Here is a 26,523-nt window from a genome sequence, read left to right on the forward strand (position 1 = left end):
CGTGGTGACCTGCGATGAGTGCCCTGAAGTAGCAGAGTGGGTCGACGTAGGCACGGACAGTCGCGGGGGGAGTGCACATGGCGACGATCGGCCAGACCCTGTCCGCCGCACGGATCGCGGCGGGTTGCTCCTTGGAGCACCTGAGCACACGTACACGCATCCGCATGCAGGTCCTCAGGGCCATCGAGAACGAGGACTTCGTCCCCTGTGGAGGGGACTTCTACGCACGCGGTCACATCCGCAGGATCTGCAAGTTCCTCGGAGTCGACGCGGGGCCTCTGTTGGAGGAGTACGACCGCGAACACGCCTCGGACGAGAAGCCCCTCTTCGTTCCCCCACAGTGGCAGCCGGTCACGAAGACGAAGAAGAGGGCGCGGGCCGCGGCGGCCCGAGGAGAGCAGGGCCACGCGGAGAACGAGCAAGAGGAGGGCGAGGAGCCCCAGGACGTCACCCGTCGGGTCGGTGACGAGGCCCTCGACCCCACGCAGCGGGCCGAGCGCTGGGGCCACTTCGAACGCAACAAGAAGCTGGCGCGCCCGCCCCACCCGGCGGGTCGATCCCACAGGCGTGCCGCCGAGGTGCCGCCACCTCGTGGTTCCGAGGAGGGGCAAGCGGAGGAGGCCGACACCGAAGTGGCCGCCACCGAAGACGCCGCCACCGGGACGACGGTCGAGGAACCGCGGACCCGGAGCACCGCCGCCCGGACACGCCCGATCGGGGGCGTACGTCGACACTGGCCCTGGGCGGTGGTCGGCCTCATCCTCGTCGTCGCCCTCATCGTCGGTGTGCGGACCTGGAACGGCTGGGAGGAGGGAGATCCGTCCCGGACCGCCTTCGAGAACGTGACCGACGACGACTCGGGCGCCGAGAAGAACGCGGGTTCCGTGGTCGTGCCCGAGGAGGAGAACGTGGGGAAGGCACTGGCACGGGGGCCCGAGAAGGCCGCCGAGCCCACCGAGTTCACCGTTCGACTCACGGGCGTCGGACGGAGCTGGGTCGAGGTCACCGACCACGCGGGCGGGGACGTGTTCACCGGCTTCATCGTCGAGGGCGAGAGCCTCGACTACGTCACCGAGGATCCCTTGGGCTTCCGTCTCGGGAAGCCCTCGCTGGTCGGCGTCTCCGTCGACGGCGAGGACCTGGGGAGCGGGGCGGAATCCGGGGGAGTCGGGGACTTCACCGTCGGGGCCGGCGGATTCGTCGACTGAAGTAGGAGAGGGTCCACCCCACCGGAGCGGGAATACGTGAAGGCCGGGGTACGGGCGGGTGAGCCGACCACTGTAGGGTGGGGGGCTGCGGGCGACTCCGAGCGACGTCGCGCCGCGCGAGCGATCCGACCGTACTTCCGGCCTTCGCCGTGCCGCGTTCCCGCACCACTCACAGCTCTCCCACACGCTTGGAAGCCATGTCATCGCGCCGTACTGTCTCACTCGTCACCCTGGGGTGTGCGCGTAACGAGGTCGACTCCGAAGAGCTCGCCGGACGCCTGGCGGCCGGCGGCTGGGACCTCGTCGACGACGACACCAAGGCCGACGTGACCGTCGTCAACACCTGTGGTTTCATCGACGCCGCCAAGCAGGACTCCATCGAGACCCTGCTGGAGGCCGCCGAGAACGGTGGCAAGGTCGTCGCGGCCGGATGCATGGCCGAACGGTACGGCTCCGAGCTGGCCGACTCCCTGCCCGAAGCCCAGGTGATCGGCTTCGACGACTACGCGAACATCACGGACCGTCTCGACGACGTCGTGGCCGGACGTTCTCTGGTCCCGCACGACCCGCGAGACCGTCGCACCCTGCTGCCGATCAGCCCGGCCGACCGCGACGCCTCCCAGGTCCACGTGCCCGGCCACGCCACCTTCGCCGACGCGGAGGGCGCCGAGGGCACCGAACTGCCCTACCGCAGCGCCGTTCCGCGCCGTCGTCTCACCGGCGGACCCGTGGCCAACCTCAAGATCGCCTCGGGCTGCGACAGGCGCTGCACCTTCTGCGCCATCCCGGCCTTCCGCGGCGCCTACATCTCCCGTCAGGCCGACGAGATCGTCCGCGAGGCCGAGTGGCTGGCGAGTGAGGGCGTGCGTGAGGTCTTCCTGGTCAGCGAGAACTCCACCTCCTACGGCAAGGACCTGGGCGACGTGCGCGCCTTGGAGAAGCTGCTGCCGCGCCTGGCCGCCGTCGAGGGGCTGGAGCGGGTGCGGGTCAGCTACCTGCAGCCCGCCGAGGTCCGCCCCGGCCTGGTGGAGGTGCTCACCACCACCCCCGGCGTGGTGCCCTACTTCGACCTGTCCTTCCAGCACGCCAGCGGCCCCCTGCTGCGCCGCATGCGGCGCTTCGGTGACCGTGAGCGCTTCCTGGAGCTGCTCGCCACCGCCCGCAAGGGCGCACCGGAGGCCGGCGCGCGCTCCAACTTCATCGTCGGTTTCCCCGGCGAGACGGAGGAGGAGTTCGAGGAGCTCGTGGCCTTCCTCGGCGAGGCCCGTCTGGACGCCATCGGTGTCTTCGGCTACTCCGACGAGGACGGTACCGAGGCCCTGAACCACGCCGACAAGGTGGCGGAGGACGTCGTCGCCGAGCGTGTGGACAGACTCAACCGGTTGGCCGAGGAACTCATGGCCCAGCGGGCCGAGGAACGCATCGGCGGTGAGGTGACCGTCCTGGTGGAGGCCGTTCTCGAAGACGGTGTCTACGAGGGCCGGTCCGACCACCAGGCACCCGAGGTGGACGGCAGTACCATCCTGTACGGCGAGGGCCTTTCCGTCGGTGACCTGGTGCGCGCCACCGTCATCCAGGCGGCCGGGGCCGACCTCGTCGCCGAACAGGATGGGGAAGCCGGAGAAAGATGAGCACCCACGACCCCGCGGCGTCGCCCGCCCCCCAGGTTCCCCTGTGGAACATCGCGAACATCCTCACGATGAGCCGCCTGGTCATGGTGCCGGTCTTCGTCTGGTTCATGTTCCTGGACGGCACGTGGTGGCGTCTGGCGGCGTTCGGCGTATTCGTCGTGGCCGCCATCACCGACCGTGTCGACGGTGAACTGGCCCGTCGCCGCAACCTGGTCACCGACTTCGGCAAGATCGCCGACCCGATCGCCGACAAGGCGCTCACCGGGGCGGCGCTCATAGTGCTGTCCATCCAGGGCGACCTGTGGTGGTGGGTGACCATCGCCATCCTGGTGCGTGAGTGGGGCATCACCTTCCTGCGCCTGGCCGTGCTGCGCTACGGGGTGATGCCCGCGAGCAGCGGCGGCAAGCTCAAGACCGTCCTGCAGATCGTCGCGATCAGCATCTACCTGTTCCCGTTGCACCTGCTGCCGTTCACCGACGTGTTCACCTGGATCGCCCACATCGTCATGGCGGCCGCCCTGACGATCACCCTGTGGACCGGGCTGACCTACGTCCTGGACGCGGTGCGTCTGGTGCGCGCCAAGGGTGGCAACAGGACGTGAGCGAAGAGGCGCCCCGGCCCGTGGGCGGATCCATCGGTACGGCGGCCCTGGAGGCCGCCACCGACGTCCACCGCGCCCTGTTCGAGGCCGGGGCCACCTGCGCCACCGCCGAGTCCCTCACGGGCGGTCTGATCGGCGCTCACCTGACCGCCGTCCCCGGCACCTCCGCCACCTACCGGGGCGGGTTGGTGACCTATGCCACCGACACCAAGGCCTCCTTGGCGGGGGTGCCCGCCGACCTACTGGCCGAGCACGGCGCCGTCCACCCCGACGTGGCCTTCCACATGGCCCGGGGCGCCCGCCGTGCGTTCGGATCGGACTTCGCGGTCGCCGTCACCGGCGTCGCCGGACCGGATCCCCAGGACGGGCGACCCGTCGGCACCGTCTTCGCCGCGGTGGCGGGACCCGACTCGCGCACATGGGTCGAACGGTTCCGTTTCACCGGCGATCGTGCGGGTATCCGCTACCACACGGTCGAGGGCGCGCTAAGGCTCCTGATGACCGCCGTTCGCGGGAACGATGCGGGCAGCAGCACCCGGTATTGACCCTTTCGCCCGGTGCCCTCTCCCATAGCGTGGGAACAAAAACACCCCCGGATGGGGTTCACCCTCCAGCGAACAGGACAATGAGAGGTGCCCGAATCGGGCGTGAGGCGGGTACGGTGTTGTATATGAAGGTCGCTACCGGTGGGAGGGAGCGCGAATGATGGTCCTGCTTCGTCACCTACTTGGTGACGTGCTCAGGCGGCTAAGGCAGCGCCAGGGCCGCACCCTCCGTGAGGTGTCGGCCGACGCACGTGTTTCCCTCGGTTATCTTTCCGAGGTCGAGCGCGGGCAGAAGGAAGCCTCTTCCGAGTTGCTGTCATCGATCTGCGGGGCCCTCGGGGTGCCGCTGTCGCAGGTGCTCAGGGAGGTCTCCGACCAGCTCGCGTTGGCCGAACTCCAGGAAGCCGCCCTGTTGGAGGACGCGGTCTCCGGCGACCCCGTTCCCGCCCGGGACCTCGGCATCGCGCCCGTACCCGACCGGGTGCCCCAGGTGGCCGACATGGCCGGCGTCTGACCAGGCCCTCCCACACATAGACGTGGGAAACCGGTCCTTCCCCTGAGGGGAGGACCGGTTTCTCGTGTCTTCGGGGGTTCAGCGGTGGCTGTGGTTGACCCAGGAATCGGGGTCCTCGGCCAGGACCCGCACCTGGTCGGGGAGGTCGTTGGTGACCAGGTGCTGGAGGTTGACCCCCTCCAGGATGGCGCGTTCACTGGCGCGCAGGGCGATCCACACCTGTTGCAGACTGCGGGCCGCCCCGTCGTAGTCGACGTGTTCGGGGCGTTCACCGCGCACGTTGGCGAGCGGTCCGTCGACCGCTCGGATGATGTCGGCGAGGGATATCTCCCCCGCGGGCCGGGCGAGCCAGTAGCCGCCAACGGGACCCCGTTGACTACGAACCAGACCTGCTCGGCGTAGCTGGGTGAGGATGTTCTCTAGGAATTTTCCGGGGATGGCCTGCGCGCGTGCGAGCTGCTCGGCCGTCACCGGACCGTCGCCGGCGACAGCGAGCTCTGCGGCCGCGCGAAGCGCGTAGTCGACCCGGGCTGAAAGGCGCATGCTGTGATTATGCCGTGGTTAGAAGGGCGAATGGGGCACCGGTCCCCGACGGGTGTCGCCGAAGGCCGGGATGCTACGGCTCAAGGATACTTCTCCTACCGGGTACGGGGGACATGGGTGACGATTCGGAGACGGGTACGGCGAGAGACATCGGGGCGGCCCACGCGACCGAAACCGGTCAGCCGGTCACCTCCAGGGCCCCGGCCGCGCCGAGAAGTTCGGCCGCGCTCAGCCCGTTGACGTGGGCGGCCCCGTACGTGCTCACATAGGCGCCGCAGTCGGGCCGCCAGATGGGCAGGCCCATCTCCACCACCACCGCCTTCGGGTGGGTCGCCAAAAGGCCTCTGACGAACGCCTGGGCGCTCGGGTAGCGGTGCGCGTCCCGCACGACCACGACCAGGTCGCGATCGCCCACCGCGGACAGGACCGTCGAGGGATCGTCGACCTCGGGGGAGACCCGCACCGTGTCGCGGAACCACGGACCCAGGCCCCAGGGGACGTCGCCCACCGCCATGCCGGCCGGTGCGTCCACCTCGACCACGTACGGGTCCGCCAACGACGGCAGCTCACCGTCCACCCGTACGGCCCGACGGGCGCCGGTCAGCCCGATGGCCGAAGAGGCGTCGTGGCGGGCGCGTTCGACGGCCGAACGACCCACCCACGCGCGCAGGTCCGCGTTGCGTTCGGCGGCCTCCTCCAGCCGTTCCCCGCGGAGCCGACCCTCGCGGACCGCCCGCACCAGGGCGGCCCGGACCTCGGCGACCTGGTCGGCGTACACGAAGCGGCCCAGGCACAACAGGTCGCAACCGGCCGCGACGGCCAGCACGCTCGCCTCGGGGATGCCGATGCGCTCGCTCACCCCGCGCATGTCCATGGCGTCGCTCACCACGACCCCGGTGAAGCCCATCTCCTCGCGCAGCAGGTCGTTGAGCAGCGCGTGGTTGAGGGTGGCGGGCCCCTCGGTACCCAGCGCGGGTAGTTCGATGTGGGCGGTCAGGATCGAACGCACACCCGCGTCGACGGCGGCCCGGAAGGGCATCAGCTCACGGCGGCGCAGCAGGTCGGCGTCGGCCTCCACCAGGGGCAGCGTGTGGTGGGAGTCCTGCGAGGTCGCCCCGTGGCCGGGGAAGTGCTTGGCGCAGGCGGCCACTCCGGCCTCCTGCAGGCCCCGCACCGAGGCGGCCGCGTGTCGGGCCACCAGTTCGGCGTCCGAACCGAAGGAGCGCGTTCCGATCACCGGGTTGTCGTCGGCGACGTTGACGTCCACCGATGGCGCCAGGTCCAGGTTGAAGCCCAGGCCGGCCAGTTCCAGCCCCAGGGCCCGGAAGGTCTCGCGGGTCAGGTCGGGGTCGTCGACCGCGCCCAGCGCGGCGTTGCCGGGGTAGTCGCTGCCGTGCGCCTGGCCGATGCGGGTGACGTCGCCGCCCTCCTCGTCCAGGGAGATCAGCGGCGGAAGGTCGGTGACCTCACGCAGGCTCGCGTTGAGCGCGGTCACCTGCTCGGGGCTGCGCAGGTTGTTGTGGAACAGACAGACGCCCGAGATCCCGTCCGCCAGACCGTCCAGGATCCAGCGGGGGGCCTGGTAGGACTCGAAGGGCACCAGCAGGGTGGCGTTGGCCAGACGCTCCAGGGTCGGGTCGTGCGGCATGGCGGACTCCGTTCGTGAACATGGGTGCCCGATCGCGGGCATACGTGTGGCGGGTGAAGGGGGTGTCGGTGTGTCTTACGAGGTCAGCCCTTGACCGCTCCCATGGTCAGGCCCGATACCATGCGGCGTTGGACGAAGAGGAAGAAGATCATCACGGGGACGGTCAGCAGCGTCGAGGCGGCCATGATCGACCCCCACTCGATGGACACGGCGCCGAAGTAGTACTGCAGGGAGATCGGCAGGGTGTAGGCACCGGTGTTGTTCTGCAGGAACGTGAAGGCGACGAGGAACTCGTTCCACGCGGTGATGAACGCGAAGATGCTCGCCGCGGCCAGGCCGGGCGCCACCAGCGGCATGAGGATCCGCCAGAAGATCGTCCACCCGCCGGCGCCGTCGATGGCCGCCGCCTCCTCCAACTCCCGGGGCACCGCGGACACGAAGTTGCGGATCATCAGGATGGTGATCGGCAGCGCGACCGCCACGTAGATCACGAACACGCCGGACAGGTTGCCGACCAGTTCGAGGTCCAGGGCGTTGCCCAGGTGGAAGAAGTTGATGAACAGGGAGATGATCAGCGCTTCGACCGGGACCATCTGGATCACCAGCAGCATGATGATGAAGGCCGAGCGCAGCTTGAACCGGAACCGGGCCACGGCGATGGCGGCGAGCAGGGCCAGCATCGCCGCGAAGGCCACCGATCCGACGGTCACCACCAGGCTGTTGCCGAGGAAGGACCAGAACGAGGTGCCGGGGATGAGGACGCCCGACAGGACCCGCTCGAAGTGCTCCAGGGTGATCTCACGTGGGAACAGGGTGGGCTGCCGGGTGAAGATCTCGCCGGTGGGCCGCAGAGCGGTGGCCAGGACCCAGTAGACGGGAAAGACCGCGAAGACGAAGACCGCGAGGGCGGCCAGGTACAGGCCGAGTCTTCCGACGGACCTGCGCAGTCGGTGGACGTTGTTCATCGGGCCTCCTCCTGGCGGATCATGGTGCGCAGGTAGTACGCGCTGATCACGAGCACCAGGACGGTCATGATCACGGCGATCGCCGACCCCATGCCGTAGTTGGGCGGGGTCGAGGCGAAGCCCAGTTGGAAGATGTAGGTCGGGATCAGCGAGATGTCCCGGTTGCTGACGCCGTTGCCGAGGATGAACAGCTGGGTGAAGATCCGGAAGTCCCAGATGACCTGCAGCACCAGCAGCAGCGCGAAGAGCGGGCGCAGCATCGGGAAGGTGACGCTCCAGAAGCTCTTCCACGCGCCGGCGCCGTCGATGCGGGCGGCCTCGTAGAGCTCGTGCGGGATGCTCTTGAGCCCGGCCAGGACGCTGATCGCCACGAACGGGAACGACTGCCACACCACGGTGACGATGAGGATGGGGAAGAGGGTGCTCGGTGAGTTGAACCAGTTGAACTCGTTCCACCCCGAGCCCACCAACCAGTCCGGCAGCGCGGTCAGGAGGGTGTTGATCAGTCCGTACCTGGTGTCGAACAGCCAGCGGTAGACGATGGCGGCACTGATGACGGGCGTGGCCCACGCCAGCATCAGGCCGAGTCCCAGGGTGGTCGACGCCCACTTGGGCAGCTTGTGCATGAGGAGGCCGACGAGCGTTCCGAGGATCATCGTCAGGACCACCATGGTCAGGCAGACGATGATCGTGTTCCGGAACACCGACCAGAAGCGCTCGTCGGTGAGCACGTAGAGGTAGTGGCCGAAATCGTTCCACTGCGCCTCTTGGCCCCGCAGCTGCTGTAGTCCGTAGTCGTGCAGCGAGATCCACAGCATCTGGCCGATCGGCCAGAGCAGGACCACCGCGAGCACGGTCAGCGCGGGCAGGATCAGGAGGTAGGGGACGAGTCTGATGCGGGTGCGACGGGAGGCGGCCCGTGGCCGTCCTGGCGAGGGCGCCTCGGGTTCCGTGGCGCGTTCCAACGTTTGAGTCATGGACCGTTCCTGGCGGGTCGAGGGGCGGCCGCCTGGTGCGCGACCGCCCCTGTGCTTGGGGCGACCTACTCGGAGACCTCACGGTTGAGGGCCTCGGTGAGCTCTTCGTTGAGCTCGGGCAGGACGTCGTCGGCGGACTCGCCCTCGGCCATGCGCTGGACGGCGGTCTGGATCGTGGTCAGTTCCCACTGGACGTGGCCCCAGTTGGCGGTGTCGGGGAACAGACGCAGGTCGCCGGTGGCCTGGGTGGCGGCGCCGGCCAGGATCGGGTCCTCCTGGAAGGTGTCGCTCTCCAGCACGTCGGTGTAGGTGGGGAACATCGACGACACCTCGTTGTAGGGCAGCGCGTTGTCCTTGCTGTTCAACGTGGTGATGTAGTCGAAGGCGGCGTCGGGGTACTCGGAGGTGCCCCACACGGCCAGGTCGGAGCCGCCGCCGAAGGCGGGCGCCATACCGTCCACCCCCGGGATGGGCGTGGTGGCCCAGTGGCCGGCGTGCTCGTCGTTGAGGTCCTCCAGCTGGGCCTGGGCCCAGGGACCGTCGATGAACATGCCGACCTCGCGGTTGACGAAGTCGGCGTGGGCGCAGTCGACCTCGTTGAGGCCCACGCAGGCGCTCGGGGAGATGCCGTCGACGGTCAGCCCGGCGTAGAACTCCAGGGCCTCGGCGGTCTCGGCGGAGTCGAGTTGTCCGACCCACTCGCCGCCCTCCTCGACGGCGAACTCACCGTCGTTGGCCCAGACGAAGCTGGCGATGCCGTTCAGGAAGTCGGTGGGCGCGGCGAAGCCGGGGACGTCGTACTCGTCCTCGATGTCCTCGGCGACCTCGACCAGTTCGTCCCAGGTGGTGGGCGGCTCGTGGCCCAACTCCTCCAGCTGGTCGGTGTTGTACCAAAGGGCGCGAACGCCGCTGTACCAGGGGATGCTGTACTGTGCGTCGCCGAAGGTACCGTTGGCGTAGGCCCCTTCGAGGAGGTCGGCGCTGTCGTCCCAGCCCTCGACGTACTCGGACACGTCGTAGAGGGCCTCGGCCTCGGCCCAGGTGGCGACCTGGTCGTTGCCGATCTCTACGACGTCGGGGCCGCCGGAGACCAGAGCGGTCTGGAAACGCTGGCTGAACTCGCCCCACGGGATCCACTGGACGTCCACGTCGGTGTCGGGGTAGAGCTCCTGGTACTGCTCGGTGACCGAGTCCATGAAGGCGTTCTGGTCCTCGTTGGCGTCGCCCATACGCCAGACGGTGAGGGTGTCGGGGGCGTCACCGGACGAGCCGCCGTCATCGGATCCGCCACCGCAAGCGGCGGCCAACATGACCACGGTCGAGGCCAGTGCGATCTTGGGGAACCTCATGTGAACCTATCTCCCTTCGCACGTCGCGCCGGGGCGCGGCGCCTGTGCTCGAAGCAACCTGGGATCATGAACGGATCCGTGTGCCTCGACGTCTGATCGGGGGGTGCTGGGGCAGCACTTTCCTGGTCGCCCCTCCGGCGCGGGTACCGGGGTCCGAAACCACTACGGACCAGCCGGGACGTGACCTCCTGTGAGGTTGTGAGCTAAATTAACAGGAAACTTTCCTAATAAAAACAGGGTGAGGTGTCACGGTTATGTCTCAACGTCCGGGGACTCCCCGGCTGCTGCGCCAATTGAACGATCGCGCGGCACTCGAACTCCTACTCTCCGGCGGCCCGTTGACCAGGACGCAACTCGGCACGAGGACCGGTCTGTCGAAGGTGACGGCGTCCCAACTCCTGGCTCGGCTGGAGGAACGCGACCTGGTCCGGGTGGTGGGCAGCAGGGCCGGAGGGCGAGGCCCCAACGCCGCCCTCTACGCGGTCGTCCCGGAGAGCGCCTACGTCGCCGTCCTCGACGTCAGCGCCCACCGCGTCACCGCGACCATCGCCGACATCACGGGTCGGATCATCAGTGACGTCAGTGTCGACCCCAGCGCCTCCGACGATCCGGTCGCCCTGGTCCACACCGCCGTGATGCGGCTGGTGGAGACCGCCGAGGTCCCCCTCGAAAAGGTCCGCGCCTGCGTCATCGGCACCCCCGGGGTCGTCGACCCGCGCACCGGGGACATCCGCTTCTCCTTCGACCTCATGTCCTGGCACGAAGGGGTGCTCGAAGCGCTGCGCGCCGACCTCGAACGCTCGGTCATGTTGGAGAACGACGTGAACCTGGCGGCCCTGGCCGAACACGCGGAAGGGGCGGCCAAGGGGGTCGAGGAGTTCGTGCTCATCTGGCTCAGCGCCGCCGGCGGTGTCGGTATGGCCTCCATGATCGGCGGGCGCGTCCACAGGGGCCGCTCCGGTGGCGCGGGCGAGATCGGCTACCTGCCGGTGCCCGGAGCCCCCCTGTCCACCGACGTGGGTCTCTCCGGTGGCTATGAGTCCCTGAAGTCCGACGGCGACCGGGAGCTGCCGCACGGCTTCCAGGCGCTGGTCCACGCCAAGCAGGTGCTGCGCCTGGCCGCCGAACACGGCTTCACCGGAGAGGACGTCACCGAGGTGGTCGCCCGCGCCGCCGGCTCCGGAACCCCCGAGGGCGACGCCTTCCTCGACGTCTTCGCCGAACGGCTCTCCCGAGGAATCGCCGCCGTCAGCGTGATGATCGACCCCGGGCTGGTCGTCCTGGGCGGGGACGTCGCCCGCGCCGGAGGACCCAAGCTGGCCGAACGGGTGGAGGCCGCGACCGCCCGGATCGCACCCAACGCCACCGAGGTCGCCCTGGGAACGGTCGAGGGCAGCCCGGTCGTGCGCGGAGCCCTTCTGCACGGCCTGGAACGCGCCCGCGACGAGGTGTTCTCGGCCACCGTCTGACACCGTCTGACCCCCGACCGCGCCCCGGACGCCCCGGGGCGCGGGGGAGTCAGTCCTCCTCGCCGTCCGGGGACGGGGCGAAGGAGTCGAGCACCATCTCGAAGTCCTCCCGCTGTTCCTCCCGCAGGTCCTGCGGGAAGTTGAAGCTCAGCCGGTAGGAGACCGCGGTGTTCCCGTCGGTGATCTCACGGGTGAACATCCACCGTTCGGGGATCTCGCGCTCCTCGTGGATGTAGGTGGCCTCGTAGACCGCGCTCTGCACGCCGGGGCCCTCCAACCGCGGCTCCAGCATCAGCTGTTCCGCGTCGCTGTAGGCCTCGTCCTCGTTGAGCAGCTCGTCCATCCGGAGCATGGCGCCCTCGGCGTCGAAGACCAAGAGGTCGTATCTGGTCACGAACAGATCCATGTCGCCGGTCTCCACGCCGGTATCGAACTCGTAGGAGGCCAACCGGGTGACGCCGTTGCCCGGTGAGTCCTCCTCGTTCTCGACCATCGCCCAGCCCTCGGGGGCGACCAGCGTGACCACCCCGTCGTCGTAGCGGGTGAACCCCTCGGGAGCCCCCTCGGTCGAACCCTCCTGGGCCTGGGCGGAGGGTTCCGCCGATGGTTCCGGACTGGGTTCGGCGGCGGGCGTTTCCGGATCGGCGGCGACCTCCCGATCATCGGAGGAGAAGACGGACCACACCGTGAACGCGCTCAGCACCAGTAGGGCCAGGACGGCGGCCGCTCCGACGAACAGCGGCGTACGCGAGCGGCCGGGCCTGGTTCCGGTCGACGGCTCCGAGGCAGGGGTCGGGGTCGGAACAGGGGCCGGGGTCGGGACGGGATCGTCCAACAGGGCCAACGCCCGCTCCGGCAGCAGCCGGCGGCGCGGATCCCGTTCCAACAACCCGTTGATCACCGAGGCCGTCCGTCCCCGGGCCGGTACCGGCGGTACCGGATGGGTGAGCACCGCGGTGAGCGTCGATGTGATGGTGTCGCGTTTGAACGGCGACTCCCCGGCCAGGGCCGCGAACAGGGTGGCGCCCAGGCTCCACAGGTCCGACACCGCGCCGTTGTCGTCGTGTTCCAGGCGCTCGGGTGCCGCGTACGCCGCGGTGCCCAGGATCGCGCCGGTCCCCGTCAGCGCCGTCCCCCCGTGGTCGGGCAGGTTGGCGATGCCGAAGTCGGTCAGCACCGGCCGGGTACCGCCCGACGTCAGCATGATGTTGGCGGGCTTGACGTCACGGTGGACCACCCCGGCCCGGTGCGCCGCCCACAACGCGTCCAACAACGGGCGCGCGATCCGCTCCACCTCGGCCTCCGGCATGGGGCCGGTGCGGCGCAGACGGTCGCGCAGGGACTCGCCCTCCAACAGCTCCATGACAATGAACGGGGTCCCGTCCACCTCCAGGACGTCGTGCACGGTCACCACCGAGGGGTGGGCCACCCGTGCCGCCGCCTGCGCCTCGCGGATCATGCGCGCCCGGGCGCGCTCGCGTTCACGTGGGGGCATGTCGTGGGGGAGGTGGACCTCCTTGACCGCCACCTCACGGTTCAAACGGGTGTCGTGGGCACGCCACACGGTGCCCATGGCGCCGCTGCCGAGCTCGCCTCGAAGCTCGTAACGGCCGACGGAGGTACGGGGCGCCGGGGGATCAGTGGGGACCATGGGCACATCATCTCAAATCGGGAGCGCCGGAGCGTCCCGAGGCCGGGACGGATCCCGCCACATCGCCACGCGGGGACGGACCAGGATGCCCGCCTCCTCTTCGATCTCCCACTGACGGACCAGACCCGGTCCCCACTCGGTCCGGGCGAGTGTGACGAAGCCCCGCCGCTCGTACCAGGGGCCGTTCCAGGGCAGGTCACGGAAGGTGGTGAGGGTGACCCGGTCTCGTCCCCGGGCGGCGGCCTCGGCGCACACCCGCTCCAGTAGGGCACCGCCGATTCCGCGCCGGCCGTGTTCCGGATCCACCGCGAGCTGTTCCAGATGTGCGGCGTCGTCCAACGTGATGGTCGCGGCCAGACCGACCACGGAGCCGGCCACCTCGGCCACCCACACGTGTTCGACGTGCTCCACCATCTCCCGCGGATCGTCAGGGGGCAGCTCCAGTCCCGCTCGCGCGAACAACGTGTCGGCGGCCAGGGAGACCGCCACCACCGCGTCCATGTCCTGTCGCCGCATGCGGCGGATCACCGGTTCGATCATGATGCTCAGCGTCGCAGACGCAGACCCTTGGGGGTGACGTGGAAACCCGCCGCCACCAACGCCGGGTCCAGCGACGTACCGAACACCTCGACCCCGTCGGCCCGCTCCACCAGCAAGGACTCGACCCGGCCGCTACGTACCAGATCGGCCACGGCCCGGGCCGCCCGCTCCAACAACGCCGCGGCGGACCCGAAGGTCAGCGCGGACCGGCCCGGCGACAGGTACAACGTGGGCAGGCCCCCGTCCAGGACGACCAGGGCCCCCGCCGTGCGACCCGGTCGATGCGCGCCCACCACGCCCGCCGGCCACGCCAGCTCGACGCCGTACGGATTGGCCGGATCGGTGGCCGCCAACACCACCGGATCCGAGGTCCCACCGGGTGTCTCTCCCGACAGGGCCCGCAGCCGGTCCACCGCACCCGGCAGCGCGAACTGCGCGCCACCGAGACCCTCCACGAAGTAGCCCCGACGCACCCGCCCGGTCTCCTCCATGGACCGCAGCACCCGGTATTCGTCCGTCGACAGGCCGCGCCCCTGGTGCCCGCGCACCAGGACCCCGCCGCGTGCCAGTCGTGCCTCCACCCGTGCCAGGGCCCGCCGGGTCGGATCCGGGTCCGGTTCGGGCAGCGCCCACCACCGGCCCGCCGCCGTCGGCGGCCCCGCGCGGGTCGGCAACACCGGGCGTCGTCGCGAACGTGACGAGGGCCGACGTGGCGCCGGGCCCGAACCCGCCCACGCACGCAACGGCGCCAGGGAGTCATTGGTGACGCACCCCGACCACACCAGCTCCCACAACGCCGTCACCAGATCGGCGTCGGAGAACACCGCACCGCCCGCCGCCCGGGCCACCCCGTCGGCGAGGTCACGGAAGAACAGGGCCCCGCCCGAGCGCAGTGTCCCCAACACGGCCGCCGCCGTCGTTCCCTCCTGCGGTGGAAGCGGCTCCGGCAACGACGACGAGGCGTCCTCGGCGGGGGCCACCACCAACCAACCGTCCCCACCCGGCAGCGAGCCCGCGCCCGTCCACACCACCTCACCGGCCTGGGTGAGCGCGTCCAACGAGGCGGGGACGAAACCCTCCACCCTGGCCGGCAGCACCAACGATTCCAGGGACGAGGCCACCAATGGCACGCCCCGAAGCGACTCCACCGCCTCGAACACCGCGTCCGGACCACGCCACCGCTCACCCGGAACCGCCCGTTGCCACAACGGGACGAAGACCGCCAACGTCGCCGGTTCCACCGGTTCCACCTCGCGGCGCAGCCGGGCGATCGACCCCCGCCGCAACCGGCGCAGCACGTCCGCGTCACACCACTCGGTGCCCGTGCCACCGGGACGGAACCCACCACGGGCCACCCTGCCCCGCCGGGCCAGGTCCCGCAGGGCGCCCTCGACCGCGTCGACGCCCACACCCCAGCGGGCCGACACCTCCGCCGACGTGAACGGTCCGTGCGTGCGCGCGTACCGGGACACCAGGTCCGAGAGGGGATCCTCCACCGGTTCCAGGAACACCGACGGGACCCCGGGCGGTGGCTCGGAGCCCAACGCGTCCCGCAGCCGCGACACGTCCTCCACCGCGCACCAGCGCTCCACCCCGGCCACCCACACGCGCACCACGCGCCTGGCGCCCTCCAGGGCGAACAACCAGTCGGGGTCCGCCCCACGCTCGACCGCCTCATCGGTCGACAACGGACCCACCTCCCGCAGCAGGTCCGCGGTCCCCTCCAGGTCCCGCACCGGAGCCGCCGACCGCTGCAACAGGGCGCCGGTACGCTCCACCACCTCCGGGTCCAACAACTCCCGCAGGTCCGCGCCGCCCAACAGGTCCGCCAACAACGACGTGTCCAGGGTCAACGCCTGCGCCCGCGACTCCGCCGCCGGCGCGTCCCCCTCGTACAGGAACGCGGCCGTGTACTCCATCAGCAACGACCGCGCGAACGGCGACGCGTGCGTGGTCTCCACCTCCACCACCCGGATCCGCCGCGCCCGCACGTCCGACAGCACCCGCGCCAACTCCGGAACGTCGAACACGTCCCGCAGACACTCGCGCACCGTCTCCAACACGATCGGGAACGACCCGTACCGACCCGCCACCGACAACAGGTGCCGCGCCCGCAGACGCTGCTGCCACAACGGCATCCGACGGTCCGGGCGTTGACGCGGCAACAGCAGCGCCCGCGCCGCGCACTCACGGAACCGCGACGAGAACAACGCCGACCCGGTCAGCTCTTCGGTGACCAGCGCCTCCACACCGTCGGGGTCCACCGACACCAGATCCGTCAACTCGCCGGGACGACCCACGCCGCCGTTCTCCACGTCCGGCAGCCGCAGCACGATCCCGTCGTCGCCGTGCACCACCTGGGCGTCCATCCCGAACCGGTCGCGCAACCGCCCACCGATCGCCAACGCCCACGGCGCGTGCACCCGGGCGCCCAACGGCGAATGCACCACCGCGCGCCAGTCGCCCACCTGGTCACGGAAACGTTCGATCACCACCGTGCGATCGTCGGGCACCTGACCGGTGGCCTCACGTTGCTCCGCCACGTACTCCACCAGGTTGTCCGCCGCCCACTCGTCCAACCCGGCGGTGATCGCCCAGGCGCGCCCCTCCTCGGCGTCCGCCCCGGCCAACTCCCTGGTGGCCGCGCCCACGGCCCGACCCAGCTCCGCCGGACGACCCTGCGCGTCCGCCTTCCAGAAGGGCATCCGCCCCGGTCGCCCCGGCGCGGGCGACACCATCACCCGGTCCGCGGTGATCGCCTCGATCCGCCACGACGTCGAGCCGAGTACGAACACGTCGCCCACCCGCGACTCGTACACCATCTCCTCGTCCAGCTCACCGACCCGGGTGGGCGCCCGACCGTCCGGATCCGAGGCCAGATGCACCTTGAACAGGCCCCGGTCGGGGATGGTCCCACCACTGATCACGGCCAGTCGCTGGGCGCCGGGGCGGGCGCGCAGCACGTCCTCCTGCCGGTCCCAGACCAGACGTGGGCGCAGCTCCGCGAACTCGTCCGAGGGATAGCGTCCCGACAGCATGTCCAACACCGACTCCAGCACGGAGTCGGCCAGGTCGGAGAAGGGGGCCGCGCGCCGCACCACCGAGGCCAGCTCCGACACCGACCACTCGTCCATCGCCACCATCGCCACGACCTGCTGGGACAGCACGTCCAGGGGGTCGCGCGGCATCTCCAAACGCTCGATCCCGCCCTCGCGCATCCGCCCGGTCACGACGGTGGTCGCCAACAGGTCGCCCCGGAACCGGGGCAGGAACACCCCGCGCGAGACCTCGCCTACCTGGTGTCCGGCCCGTCCGACGCGTTGCAGACCACTGGCCACAGACGGGGGAGAGGCCACCTGTACGACCAGGTCCACGGCGCCCATGTCCACACCCAGTTCCAGGCTGGAGGTGGCCACCACGCAGCGCAGTCGGCCCGTCTTCAGGTCGTCCTCGATGAGTGCCCGCTCCGACTTGGACATCGACCCGTGGTGGGCGCGGGCGATCACGGCGTCCGCGCCCCGGCTCTGTCCGGACTGGCCGGCGACCTGCGCGGCGACCTCCTCCTCGGGCAACGTGACGCCGGTGCGTTCGGCGTACAGATCGTTGAGCCGGGAGCACAGCCTCTCAGCGGTGCGGCGGCCGTTGGTGAAAACGATGGTGGAGTGGTGCGCCTCCACCAGGTCCAGGACCCGGCGTTCCACGTGCGGCCACACCGATCCGCCCGGCTCGTCCAGGTCCGGCACCGGGACCTGCACCCGCAGATCCATGTGCGGGGCGTCCGGAGGGGCGACGATCCGCGCGCCGCCCAGATAGTCGGCGACCACCTCGCGCGGGCGCACGGTGGCCGACAACCCGATCCGCTGCGCCGGACGTTCCAGGAGTCGGGCGAGTCGTTCCAGACTGAGGGCCAGGTGGGCGCCGCGTTTGGTCCCCGCCAGGGCGTGCACCTCGTCCACGATGATCGTCTCCACCCCGGCCAGCCCCTCACGGGCCTTGGAAGTGAGCACCAGGAACAGGGACTCGGGGGTGGTGATGAGTACGTCCGGCGGGTGTGTGGCCAGACGGCGACGTTCCCGAGCCGGGGTGTCTCCGGTGCGCACCCCCACCGTGACGGGGGAGAGTTCCTGTCCGTCGGTGGCCGCGGCGTCGGTGATGCCGGCCAAGGGGCGACGCAGGTTGCGCTCCACGTCCACCGCGAGCGCCTTCAACGGGGACACGTACAGGACCCGGCAACGCCGAGAACGGTCCTCGGGCACGGGGGAGTGGAGCAACCGGTCCAACGACCACATGAAGGCGGACAGGGTCTTGCCCGAACCCGTGGGCGCCACCACGAGGGTGTCGTCACCGCCCGCGACCGAGGCCCACGCCTCGGCCTGGGCCCGAGTGGGCCCGTCGGGGAAGGCCTGTTCGAACCAGGTCCGCGTCGCCGTGCCGAAGGGTTCCAAGGGGCCGCTCATCCGGCCAGTCTGCCGAACGGCTCGGACAGAAGGAGGCGGAGGACACACCCGGCACCTCGAAAAAGGGCCTGTGGACAACGCCGTCGGGGTCCCGTCCATCACCCATACTGGGGCCGATGAGACTCACCAACTTCTGGAACAACATGCGCGAGCAGTTCGGCGAGGCCTACGCCGAGAGCCTCGCCAAGGACTACGTGATCGAGGGACTGGGCTCTCGCACCATCGAGCAGGCGCTGGCCGAGGGGGTCGGGGCCAAGGAGGTCTGGCGTGCGGTGTGCGAGGCGTTCGACCTTCCGGCCACCGCCCGCTGACCGACACGTTCGGTCCGGGTCCGATCCGCGTTCGATCTGTGGATGAACCAAGAATCGAACATAGGTTCGGGTAGAGTGGCCGCATCGCCGGCGAACGTCGCGATTGTCGTACCGAAGGCGTAGCGTCAGGCGCATCATGAAGAAAAAGGCATCGACCCTACAGGGGAACCCCGTGGCTTCTGGAGACCGAGACAAGGCTCTCGAAACAGCGCTCGCGCAGATCGAGCGGCAGTTCGGCAAGGGCTCCGTCATGCGCCTGGGCGACGACGATCGTCCGCCGATCGAGGCGATCCCCACCGGCGCCATCTCGCTGGACGTGGCCCTGGGCATCGGTGGCCTTCCCAAGGGCCGGGTCGTGGAGATCTACGGTCCCGAGTCCAGCGGTAAGACCACCGTCGCCCTGCACGCGGTGGCCAGCGCGCAGAAAATGGGTGGCATCGCCGCCTTCGTCGACGCCGAGCACGCCCTGGACCCCGAGTACGCCAAGAAGATCGGCGTCAACACCGACGACCTCCTCCTGTCCCAGCCGGACACCGGTGAGCAGGCGCTGGAGATCGTCGACATGCTGATCCGCTCCGGCGCGATCTCCGTCATCGTCATCGACTCCGTGGCGGCCCTGGTGCCCCGCGCCGAGATCGAGGGTGAGATGGGTGACAGCCACGTCGGTCTGCAGGCTCGCCTGATGTCCCAGGCCCTGCGCAAGATCGCCGGCGCGCTGAGCTCCACCGGCACCACCGCGATCTTCATCAACCAGCTCCGTGAGAAGGTCGGCGTCATGTTCGGCTCGCCCGAGACCACCTCGGGTGGTCGGGCGCTGAAGTTCTACGCCTCGGTCCGGTTGGACGTCCGACGCATCGAGACCCTCAAGGACGGCACCGACGCGGTCGGTAACCGTACGCGGGTCAAGGTCGTCAAGAACAAGGTCGCGCCGCCCTTCAAGCAGGCGGAGTTCGACATCCTCTACGGGGTTGGCGTCTCCCGAGAGGGCAGCCTGATCGACCTGGGCGTGGAACACGGCATCGTGCGCAAGTCCGGTGCCTGGTACACCTACGACGGCACGCAGCTGGGCCAGGGCAAGGAGAACGCCCGCAAGTTCCTGCACGAGAACGTCGACATGGCCAACGAGGTCGAGAAGAAGATCAAGGAGAAGCTGGGCGTTGGCGTGACCGCCGGTGACGACAGCGCCTCCGGATCCGACGCCGAGTCCAAGGCCGACCCGGTCAAGGACGCGATCGGCAAGGACGCCGTCGCCAAGGCCCCCGCCGCGAAGAAGGCCCCGGCCAAGACCGCGAAGGTGACCGACACGGATGCGTGAGCGGCGCCGGTCATCCGACCGCGCCGGGGCGGATGAGTCACCCGACCCGATGAACGCCGAGCACACCCCGGACGGGCCCGAACGCCCGTCCGGGGAGGACACCGAGGCCAAGGTCAAGAACCTGGTCCTGCGTATGCTCACGCACTCCCCGCGCACCCGCGCCCAACTCGAACGTTCCCTGCACCGTCGGGAGCACGAGGAGGAGGTCATCACGCGAGTCCTCGACCAGATCGAGGAAGCGGGGTTGATCGACGACGCCGCCTTCGCCAAGGGGTGGGTCTCCTCCCGCCACCACAGCCGACACCTGTCCCGCCGCGCGCTCTCCCAAGAGCTGCGCACTCGCGGAGTCGAAGAGGAGACCGTCCGCGAGGCGGTCGCCGAGGTCAGCGAGGAAGACGAGACCGAGGCCGCTCGCGTCTTGGCCCGCAAACGGCTGACCGGTAGCCGAGGCCACGACCCCGATACCCGTACCCGCCGCGCCCTGGGCGCCCTGGCCCGCAAGGGCTACCCGGCCGGTCTGTCCTACCGGATTGTTCGGGAGGAGTTGGAAGCGGAGCTGGCGGCGGAGGCTGAGTTGGAGGCCGAGGGCGGGGGAACTGAGGGCGTGTAGGGCATGTGGGGTCGTGAGGTTGTGGGGTTGTGGGGTCGTGGGGCATCGGGATGCTGTCTGAAGCAGGCCGGCCCTGAACTGGGCCCTTGGGTTGTTGGGCGTTGCTCGGGTGGGTGTGTGGGGCGCCTCAGGTAGAGAACCTTGGGGTTGTTGGGCGTTGCTCGGGCGGGTGCGTGGGGCGCCTGGGGTCGAGTTCCTTGGGGTGGTTGGGCGGGGTGGGGGTGGGTTCTCCCTCCTTCCCCGCCGCGTGATTGTTGCCGCCCGCACCGCACGCGTCAAGGCGATGGTGAGTGCTCTGGCAGCGTGGCTGGTGGCCTTGACCCGTACGGCACGGGCGGCGGTTTGGCGGCTATCGGGGAAGGGGGGAGAGTGGTTGAGGTCCCAACGGCCCTGTGGGCCTGCGGGCCCCGGGGGCCCGGTCCGGCCGGATCCCTTCCCCACCGCCTCGCTGCATCGTTGAGCGCGTCGCCACTACGTGACGGGTGAGGTCACGAAGGACCCGCTACAGGCCAGGCACGGGGCGGGCCGCGTCCCTGCGGTAGCCGGCCCTGGTCTTCACAGCGATGATCTTGCTCGTAGCGCCCATTTGGGCGCCCAACATGGCGCTAGGAGCAAGATCGTTTCCATTCAGAGCCCCTTCCCTCGAATTCGCCAGGATTGTCTCCGCGATGGGCGGATCCGGCCATAGGGAAAAGGGGTTGCGGGCAACCCGAAACAGGGGTCCTCGTATGATAGGAATACCGGCCCCAGAATTCGGTCAATAAACTCGCGGGTAGGCCTGCCATTCTTGGGGGTGTTCGCATATAATCAGAGCATGAGCTTTCCTCCCCACGCACCGCGCCCGACCGGGAACACCCCGGTCGATAAGGCGATGGCGGGTGCGCGGGAGATGGCGGTGGAATTCTCCGAACGGGATATCCCGTCCGGGTGCGAAACCGAGGTGCTCGCCCAGTTCGGCCGCCTCAACCAGGAAACAGACCGGATCCGCTACGGGATGCTGCCCGCCCTGGCCCGTATGGAGGCCACCGGTGTCCTGTTGGAAGAGGGTGGCCAGCGCAGTATCCAGGCGTGGATCACCCACCAGTGGGGGACCTCTCCGGCCGAGGCCAAGAGCCTTGCCACCCTCGCCCGAGCGTTGCATCAGCAGCAGCTGCCCCTGGTGGAAGAAGCCTTCCAGAACAAGGCCCTGTCGCTGGGTGAAGCGTGCGCCATCGCGACCTCCACCGAAAAAGCCACCACCGAATGGGCGAAGGTCCTCGAAACAACGGATGAGGAATTCCGTGCCCAGCGTCCTTCGGCGGAGGGGTTTCGGGCCCGGTTAGAATACGGGCTCATCGCCTATAAGAAGGAATGCCCGCAGGCCTCGGTGCGCCAGCTGCGGGACGCGGCGAAATGGTTCGTCGCCCGCCTGGATCCGGATAAGGCCGACCGGAATTACGACGAAACGTTCGAGAACCGGGGCGCGCAATTCTCGCCCACGTTCGAGTCCGGGTTTCTGTTGCGGATGTGGGGGCCTGGGGCCGACCACGAGCTGATCCAGACCGCCCTGGAGGCCTACACCGAACCGTATGGGCCCGATGACGCGGCGATGCCGAAGCATCAGCGCACCTATGACGCGATGATGCGCATCTTCGAGACCGCTCTGACCCACCGGGGTTGCTCCAGCCTGAGCCGCCAACCGTTGGCGACCCTCAACATCACCGTCCCCCTGAAGCGGTTCCTCGGTGATGGGTCGGCTGAACCCGCCACCACCGAGGATGGGGTGGTGTTGCCCGATCAGATGGTGGCCCGCCTGACCCCCCACAGTTGGCTGCGCCGGTTCGTGACCGACGAACAGGGCCGGACCCTGTTGGACGTGGGTCGAAAGCAGCGATGCGCCCCCGACCCGGTGCGCCAGGCGGCGGGGTTCAAGAAGCCCTACTGCGAGTGGCACCAGGGCTGTGACATGCCGCGTAGCTGGTCGCAGTACGACCACATCGTCCCCTTCTCCCACGGCGGAGCCACCAGCGCCGACAACATGCAGATCCTGTGCTCGACCCACAACCGGCTCAAGCACCGGCTACAGGCCAAGGTGAACCGGCAGATCTGGGAACACCACCACGCCCAGAACCACCAAGAAGCGGGAAAGGAAAGCGGGTCCGGGGATGGTGAGGGGGAGCCAGCCCCAGCCACAGCCCCCTAACACCACCAACCGTTTCCACCGCCCGTTTCCGCCAGGTGGAACCCCACCCCGACGACATCACCCCCGGTTGGGTGTCAGACCCCAAGGGCCCGTGCCCTGTGGGGATATCGGCATGCCCAGAGCCAGGAACCCCACGCCCCCCACGAACCCCCCACCCGGAGTCATATCCCGGGGCCGGAGTGGCTCCCATCGGGGGTCTCGGCAGCACTCCTGGCGAGATCGGCCCCTACTGCGGCCACCCGCCCTACCGGTGCCACCCTCAGCACAGGTACCGGTCCACCGGCACCACCAACCCCGTGTTGTCTCTCCACCATGATGATCTTGTCCGTAGCGCCATGTTGGGCGCCCAACATGGCGCTAGGAGCAAGATCATCGCCAAAGGGGCGCCGGAGGTGGCTACCGCGGGGACGCGGCCCGCCACCCGTCCCACCTGTAGCGGGTCCTTCGTGACCTCACCCGTCACGTAGTGGCGACGCGGCCCACGAGGACACCAGAGGGAGGGGAAGGCATCCGGCCGCCTGCGGCCGGAGTGGGCCGCAGGCCCACAGGGCCCTTTGGGACCCCAACCACTCTCCCCCCTTCCCCGATAGCCGCCAAACCGCCGCCCGTGCCGTGCGGGTCAAGGCCACCCACCACAGCGTCACAGAACCCGACATCGCCTTGACGCGTGCGGTGCGGGCGGCAACAATCACGCGGCGGGGAAGGAGGGAGAAACCCACCCCCACCCCGCCCAACAACCCTCAGAGCCAGAAACCTGAGGCGCCCCACCAACCACCTCACACCCACCCACCCACTCACGCCCTCGGTCACCCCTCTGGGAGTGGACGTATTGAGCGGACGTGTTGAGCGGACGCTGTCAGGGGAACGAGCCGATGATGTGGAGGTCGCGGTCGAGAAGGGCGGCGACCTCAGGGCACTCCCCACCCCCGGTGGCCGAAGCGCGGTACAGGGGCTCCCGAACTCAGGGAGACGACCAGGCCTTCAGGTGGGGACGCAGCCGGGCAGCGGCCTCGGGGGCGCTTCGGTTCAGCTCTTCGACCAGGACATCGGTGAGAGCGGACAGGGCTCGCAGGATCTCGGGGGAGGTCGGCTCTCTTACCAGGGTGGGGCCCAGCGCCTCGGTGAAGGACTTGGGCAGGTGGTGGGCGCCCTTGGCGTAGGCGGTGGGCAGGCCGAGGCGCAGGCATGCCAGGGCGATCACCTGGGTGCGCAGGGCACCCACCCAGTGCTCGGCCTGCCAGAGTCGGTCACGCTCCAAGCAGACGCGGGTGTGCCGCCCGTGGTGCCAGGCCAAGCCGACCAGGGTGTCGAGGGTCGGGGCGGGGAAGGGCTCCAGGATGTGCTGGTCGCCGAACAGGGTCTTCCATTGGGGACCGCGGGCGCCGAAGTCGTCCTCGGGGACGAAGGACAGATCGACTTCCACCCCGTCGAGCATCAGGAACACCCGGATCACCCGGTGATCCGTTGTGGGCAGGTCCCAGTGGTGGGCCACGCCGAAGTGTGCGTGGAGTCGGGTGGCCCAGGCATCGGCCGTTGAGACAGGGGAGCCCTGGACAGCGAGGACCAGGTCGATGTCCGACCATCGGTCTCCTTCGCCCAGGGCCAGGGAGCCGGTGAACGCCGCACCCAGGATGTGGGGATCCGCCTCGGCCATGGCGACCAGTCGGTCACGGAGCAGGTTCGGGAAGGCGGCGTTCACCGGGACCTCATTCGTCCTTGGTGACGGGCTCTCCGGTGACGGGCTCTCCGGTTCTCGCGGTGACACCCGCTGCCGGAGTGACGTCCGGGAGCTGCTCGGCCACCGGGATGTCGTCCTCGGACACCTCGTGCGGGTCGGTGCCCGTGCCGGATCGCCTGGTCTCGGCTTCGGTGGAGGCCGGTTCGATGGCCGGGTCCGGGGTCGGCTCGGGTCGGGGCTCGGGTGGGGTGGTGCTGAGCTCAAGGGCCGGCACGTCGGGTTCGAACCCGAACACCTTCCCGTAGAAGGCCAGCTCGGCCTCCAGGGAACGCACGCGGGCCTCTTCGGTGTGGAAGCCGTGCGACTCGCCCTCGAACTCCAGCAGAGCGTACGGAATACCGCGCTCGCCCAGGGCCGTGGCCATGGAGAAAGCCTGGTCCGGGGTGACCACCGGGTCGTCCATGCCTTGGAGCAGCAGCACCGGTACGTCGATCTCGGCGATCCGGTTGATGGGTGAGCGTTCCTTGTATGTCTCGATGAAGCCGGGAAGTGGGCCGAGGAGGGTGTCGAGGAAACGCGACTCGAAGTCGTGGGTGGTCTCGGCGAGGCCGAGCAGGTCGGCGACACCGAAGTAGGACACCCCGCAGGCGAAGGTGTCACCGGTGAGCGCCAACAGCGCGGTGAAGCCCCCGGCGCTGGGGCCGCGGATCGCGAGGCGCTCGGGGTCGGCGACACCGCGGTCGACGAGGGCGCGGGCGACCGCGGCGCAGTCCTCCACGTCCACCACGCCCCACTCCTTGTGCAGACGCTTGCGGTAGGACCTCCCGTAGCCGGTGGAACCCCCGTAGTCCACGTCCACCACACCGATGCCGCGGCTGGTGAAGTAGGCCTTGTTCAGGTCCAGTTCCCGGCGGGAGTGGCCGACGGGCCCGCCGTGCGCCCACACCACGTACGGCGCGGGCTCGCTCCCATCGTGGTCCGGGTGGGTCGGCGGGTACACGTTGGCGTGCACCGTGGCCCCGTAGCGGCCGGGCAGGCGTTCCCGGCGGGGGGTGGGCAGGTAGCCGGCGTCCGGGGCCTGCTCCAGGGACCGGCGCAGGATCTCCACGCTGCGGCGGGCCGGGTCCAGACGCACCACGCAGGGCGCGGAGTCGGGGGAGGCGGCCACCGCGACGACGTTGAGCCCGTCGGAGTCGACCTGGGACCAGGAGGTGAGGTCGGTGGGGACGTCTTCCAGGTCCAGGGTGTCGGGGTCGTACAGGGCGGGGCGCAGCGCGGTGTCGCCGTGCAGCGTCACCACCTTGCCGTTCTCCAGCGCGCAGAAGGAACGGTCGCCCAGGCGCCCCGGCGCCTCGTGGAACTCCTCCTCGGCCGGGTAGAGCGCGATCGCCTGTCCCTTGAGACCGGCGTGGTAGAGGTTCCAAAAGCCCGGCCAGTCCGAGGCCAGGTACATGGAGTCGTCATCGACCCAGGTGGGGGAGAGCACGGACTCGTCGACCCCGCCCTTGAGCGTGTACTCGCCGAGCAGACCGGTCTCGGTGAGCTCGCCCACGCGAAGTTCGGTACCGTCCCAGGGCATCCGCGGGTGGTTCCAGCGCACGTAGGCCAGGTGGCGTCCGTCCGGGGAGGGGGCGGGGGAGGCGTAGAAGCGCGCCCCGGTGACCAGTTCGCGGATGGCGGTCGGGTCCGTGGCGCCCCGCCCGGAGAGCGGAACCGACACGATGGAGCGGCTCAGGTCCGCACCGGTGTGGTCCTCGCGCACGCAAAGGATCTGCTTGCCGTCCGGGCTCAGGACCGGATCGGCGTACCGCAGCCCCGCCTTGCGCGCGGGCTCGGGGGTGAGGGGGAGGGGATCCTTGGCGCCCCGCTCCAGCAGGAACAACCGCTGGGTGTCGTGGTCGGCGAACACCACGCCCACGCGGGGGATGGCCTTGTCGTCACGGCGGGGGACGGGCAGGTAGGAGCGCCCTCCGTACTCGTGCACCCGGGTTCCCACGTTCCAGGGCGCGGGAAGCAGGTCGTGCACGGACCCGTCCGAGTCCCGCCGTACCAGGGTCGTGCGGCCGTTCTCGGCCGGTCGGTACTCCTGCCACCAGACCTCGTCGCCTCGAACAGAGGGGAACGCGGGCAGCAGCGTTCCTCGGGCGACGTCTCCGGCGCTGATAGGCGATGGCCAGCGGCCATGAGGGCTCGACAGTTCAGACATGTCCCGCTCAGGATGGGTCGTGTGTGATGAGATGACATGTCGACCTTAGTGCTCCACGGGGTCGCTGTGCAGCCCTGACCGGTACTCGGAGGGACAAACGGCGGCGGCCCCGCCGATCGCAC

20 protein-coding genes are annotated in these 26,523 nt (G+C 69.6%); 10 read left to right on the forward strand and 10 right to left on the reverse strand.

Annotation, left to right across the window (positions count from 1 at the left end):
* Positions 1-77: 77 nt before the first annotated feature.
* The 5 genes from ACWGKS_RS01005 (at position 78) to ACWGKS_RS01025 (ending at position 4,500) form a co-directional block, all read left to right on the forward strand.
* Positions 78-1,208, forward strand: a complete 1,131-nt coding sequence (locus ACWGKS_RS01005; protein WP_358508995.1) for a helix-turn-helix domain-containing protein — start codon at positions 78-80, stop codon at positions 1,206-1,208.
* 197 nt (positions 1,209-1,405) lie between these two features.
* Positions 1,406-2,839: a 30S ribosomal protein S12 methylthiotransferase RimO gene (gene rimO / locus ACWGKS_RS01010; RefSeq protein WP_452455863.1), complete on the forward strand. Its 1,434-nt coding sequence runs from the start codon at positions 1,406-1,408 to the stop codon at positions 2,837-2,839.
* Positions 2,836-3,441, forward strand: coding sequence for a CDP-diacylglycerol--glycerol-3-phosphate 3-phosphatidyltransferase (gene pgsA, locus ACWGKS_RS01015; RefSeq protein ID WP_358506243.1), 606 nt, complete (start codon positions 2,836-2,838; stop codon positions 3,439-3,441). Before rimO ends, pgsA begins: the two co-directional genes overlap by 4 nt.
* A complete protein-coding gene (locus ACWGKS_RS01020) occupies positions 3,438-3,986 on the forward strand; it encodes a CinA family protein (RefSeq protein WP_358506246.1) in 549 nt (182 codons plus the stop codon). The genes pgsA and ACWGKS_RS01020 overlap by 4 nt, the downstream gene beginning before the upstream one ends.
* Positions 3,987-4,143: 157 nt before the next feature.
* On the forward strand, positions 4,144-4,500 hold the full coding sequence (locus tag ACWGKS_RS01025; protein WP_067604946.1) for a helix-turn-helix domain-containing protein: 357 nt from the start codon (positions 4,144-4,146) through the stop codon (positions 4,498-4,500).
* 78 nt (positions 4,501-4,578) lie between these two features.
* On the opposite strand, the gene ACWGKS_RS01030 is transcribed toward ACWGKS_RS01025, so the two are convergent.
* From ACWGKS_RS01030 to ACWGKS_RS01050, 5 genes are all read right to left on the reverse strand, one after another.
* Entirely contained in the window at positions 4,579-5,043 is a 465-nt protein-coding gene (locus tag ACWGKS_RS01030; protein ID WP_358506250.1) for an RrF2 family transcriptional regulator, read from the reverse strand.
* A 178-nt stretch (positions 5,044-5,221) separates the two neighbouring features.
* Entirely contained in the window at positions 5,222-6,691 is a 1,470-nt protein-coding gene (locus ACWGKS_RS01035; protein ID WP_358506253.1) for a glycoside hydrolase family 3 protein, read from the reverse strand.
* Between the two features lie 83 nt (positions 6,692-6,774).
* Positions 6,775-7,656: a carbohydrate ABC transporter permease gene (locus ACWGKS_RS01040; RefSeq protein WP_067604953.1), complete on the reverse strand. Its 882-nt coding sequence runs from the start codon at positions 7,654-7,656 to the stop codon at positions 6,775-6,777.
* A complete protein-coding gene (locus ACWGKS_RS01045; protein ID WP_358506256.1) occupies positions 7,653-8,633 on the reverse strand; it encodes a carbohydrate ABC transporter permease in 981 nt (326 codons plus the stop codon). The genes ACWGKS_RS01040 and ACWGKS_RS01045 overlap by 4 nt, the downstream gene beginning before the upstream one ends.
* 65 nt (positions 8,634-8,698) lie before the next feature.
* Positions 8,699-9,982, reverse strand: coding sequence for an extracellular solute-binding protein (locus ACWGKS_RS01050; RefSeq protein ID WP_358506259.1), 1,284 nt, complete (start codon positions 9,980-9,982; stop codon positions 8,699-8,701).
* A gap of 254 nt (positions 9,983-10,236) precedes the next feature.
* Between ACWGKS_RS01050 and ACWGKS_RS01055 the strand changes: the two genes are divergently transcribed.
* Complete coding sequence (locus tag ACWGKS_RS01055; protein ID WP_358506262.1) at positions 10,237-11,451, forward strand: ROK family transcriptional regulator; 1,215 nt, start codon at positions 10,237-10,239, stop codon at positions 11,449-11,451.
* 49 nt (positions 11,452-11,500) lie between these two features.
* On the opposite strand, the gene ACWGKS_RS01060 is transcribed toward ACWGKS_RS01055, so the two are convergent.
* From ACWGKS_RS01060 to ACWGKS_RS01070, 3 genes are read right to left on the reverse strand one after another with little or no spacing between them, the layout of a single operon-like run.
* Positions 11,501-13,102 (reverse strand): serine/threonine-protein kinase, encoded by a 1,602-nt coding sequence (locus ACWGKS_RS01060; RefSeq protein ID WP_358506265.1) that lies wholly within the window; start codon positions 13,100-13,102, stop codon positions 11,501-11,503.
* A 12-nt stretch (positions 13,103-13,114) separates the two neighbouring features.
* The gene (locus ACWGKS_RS01065) at positions 13,115-13,642 is read right to left on the reverse strand and encodes a GNAT family N-acetyltransferase (RefSeq protein WP_358506268.1); all 528 of its coding nucleotides are present in this window, start codon (positions 13,640-13,642) and stop codon (positions 13,115-13,117) included.
* Between the two features lie 5 nt (positions 13,643-13,647).
* Positions 13,648-18,099, reverse strand: a complete 4,452-nt coding sequence (locus ACWGKS_RS01070; protein ID WP_452521418.1) for a DEAD/DEAH box helicase — start codon at positions 18,097-18,099, stop codon at positions 13,648-13,650.
* 116 nt (positions 18,100-18,215) lie between these two features.
* Between ACWGKS_RS01070 and ACWGKS_RS01075 the strand changes: the two genes are divergently transcribed.
* From ACWGKS_RS01075 to ACWGKS_RS01090, 4 genes are all read left to right on the forward strand, one after another.
* A complete protein-coding gene (locus ACWGKS_RS01075; protein ID WP_358506277.1) occupies positions 18,216-18,410 on the forward strand; it encodes a DUF3046 domain-containing protein in 195 nt (64 codons plus the stop codon).
* Between the two features lie 172 nt (positions 18,411-18,582).
* Positions 18,583-19,725 carry a recombinase RecA gene (gene recA, locus ACWGKS_RS01080; protein WP_358506280.1) on the forward strand — a complete coding sequence of 381 codons (1,143 nt, stop codon included), beginning with the start codon at positions 18,583-18,585 and terminating at the stop codon, positions 19,723-19,725.
* On the forward strand, positions 19,718-20,335 hold the full coding sequence (locus tag ACWGKS_RS01085; protein WP_452521420.1) for a regulatory protein RecX: 618 nt from the start codon (positions 19,718-19,720) through the stop codon (positions 20,333-20,335). Before recA ends, ACWGKS_RS01085 begins: the two co-directional genes overlap by 8 nt.
* An 814-nt stretch (positions 20,336-21,149) precedes the next feature.
* Positions 21,150-22,517 carry a DUF222 domain-containing protein gene (locus ACWGKS_RS01090; RefSeq protein ID WP_452521421.1) on the forward strand — a complete coding sequence of 456 codons (1,368 nt, stop codon included), beginning with the start codon at positions 21,150-21,152 and terminating at the stop codon, positions 22,515-22,517.
* Between the two features lie 961 nt (positions 22,518-23,478).
* On the opposite strand, the gene ACWGKS_RS01095 is transcribed toward ACWGKS_RS01090, so the two are convergent.
* Positions 23,479-24,216 carry a hypothetical protein gene (locus tag ACWGKS_RS01095; protein ID WP_452521423.1) on the reverse strand — a complete coding sequence of 246 codons (738 nt, stop codon included), beginning with the start codon at positions 24,214-24,216 and terminating at the stop codon, positions 23,479-23,481.
* 7 nt (positions 24,217-24,223) lie between these two features.
* On the reverse strand, positions 24,224-26,401 hold the full coding sequence (locus ACWGKS_RS01100) for a S9 family peptidase (RefSeq protein ID WP_358512117.1): 2,178 nt from the start codon (positions 26,399-26,401) through the stop codon (positions 24,224-24,226).
* Between the last annotated feature and the right edge of the window lie 122 nt (positions 26,402-26,523).

It is taken from the genome of Nocardiopsis sp. NPDC055879 (assembly GCF_053615935.1).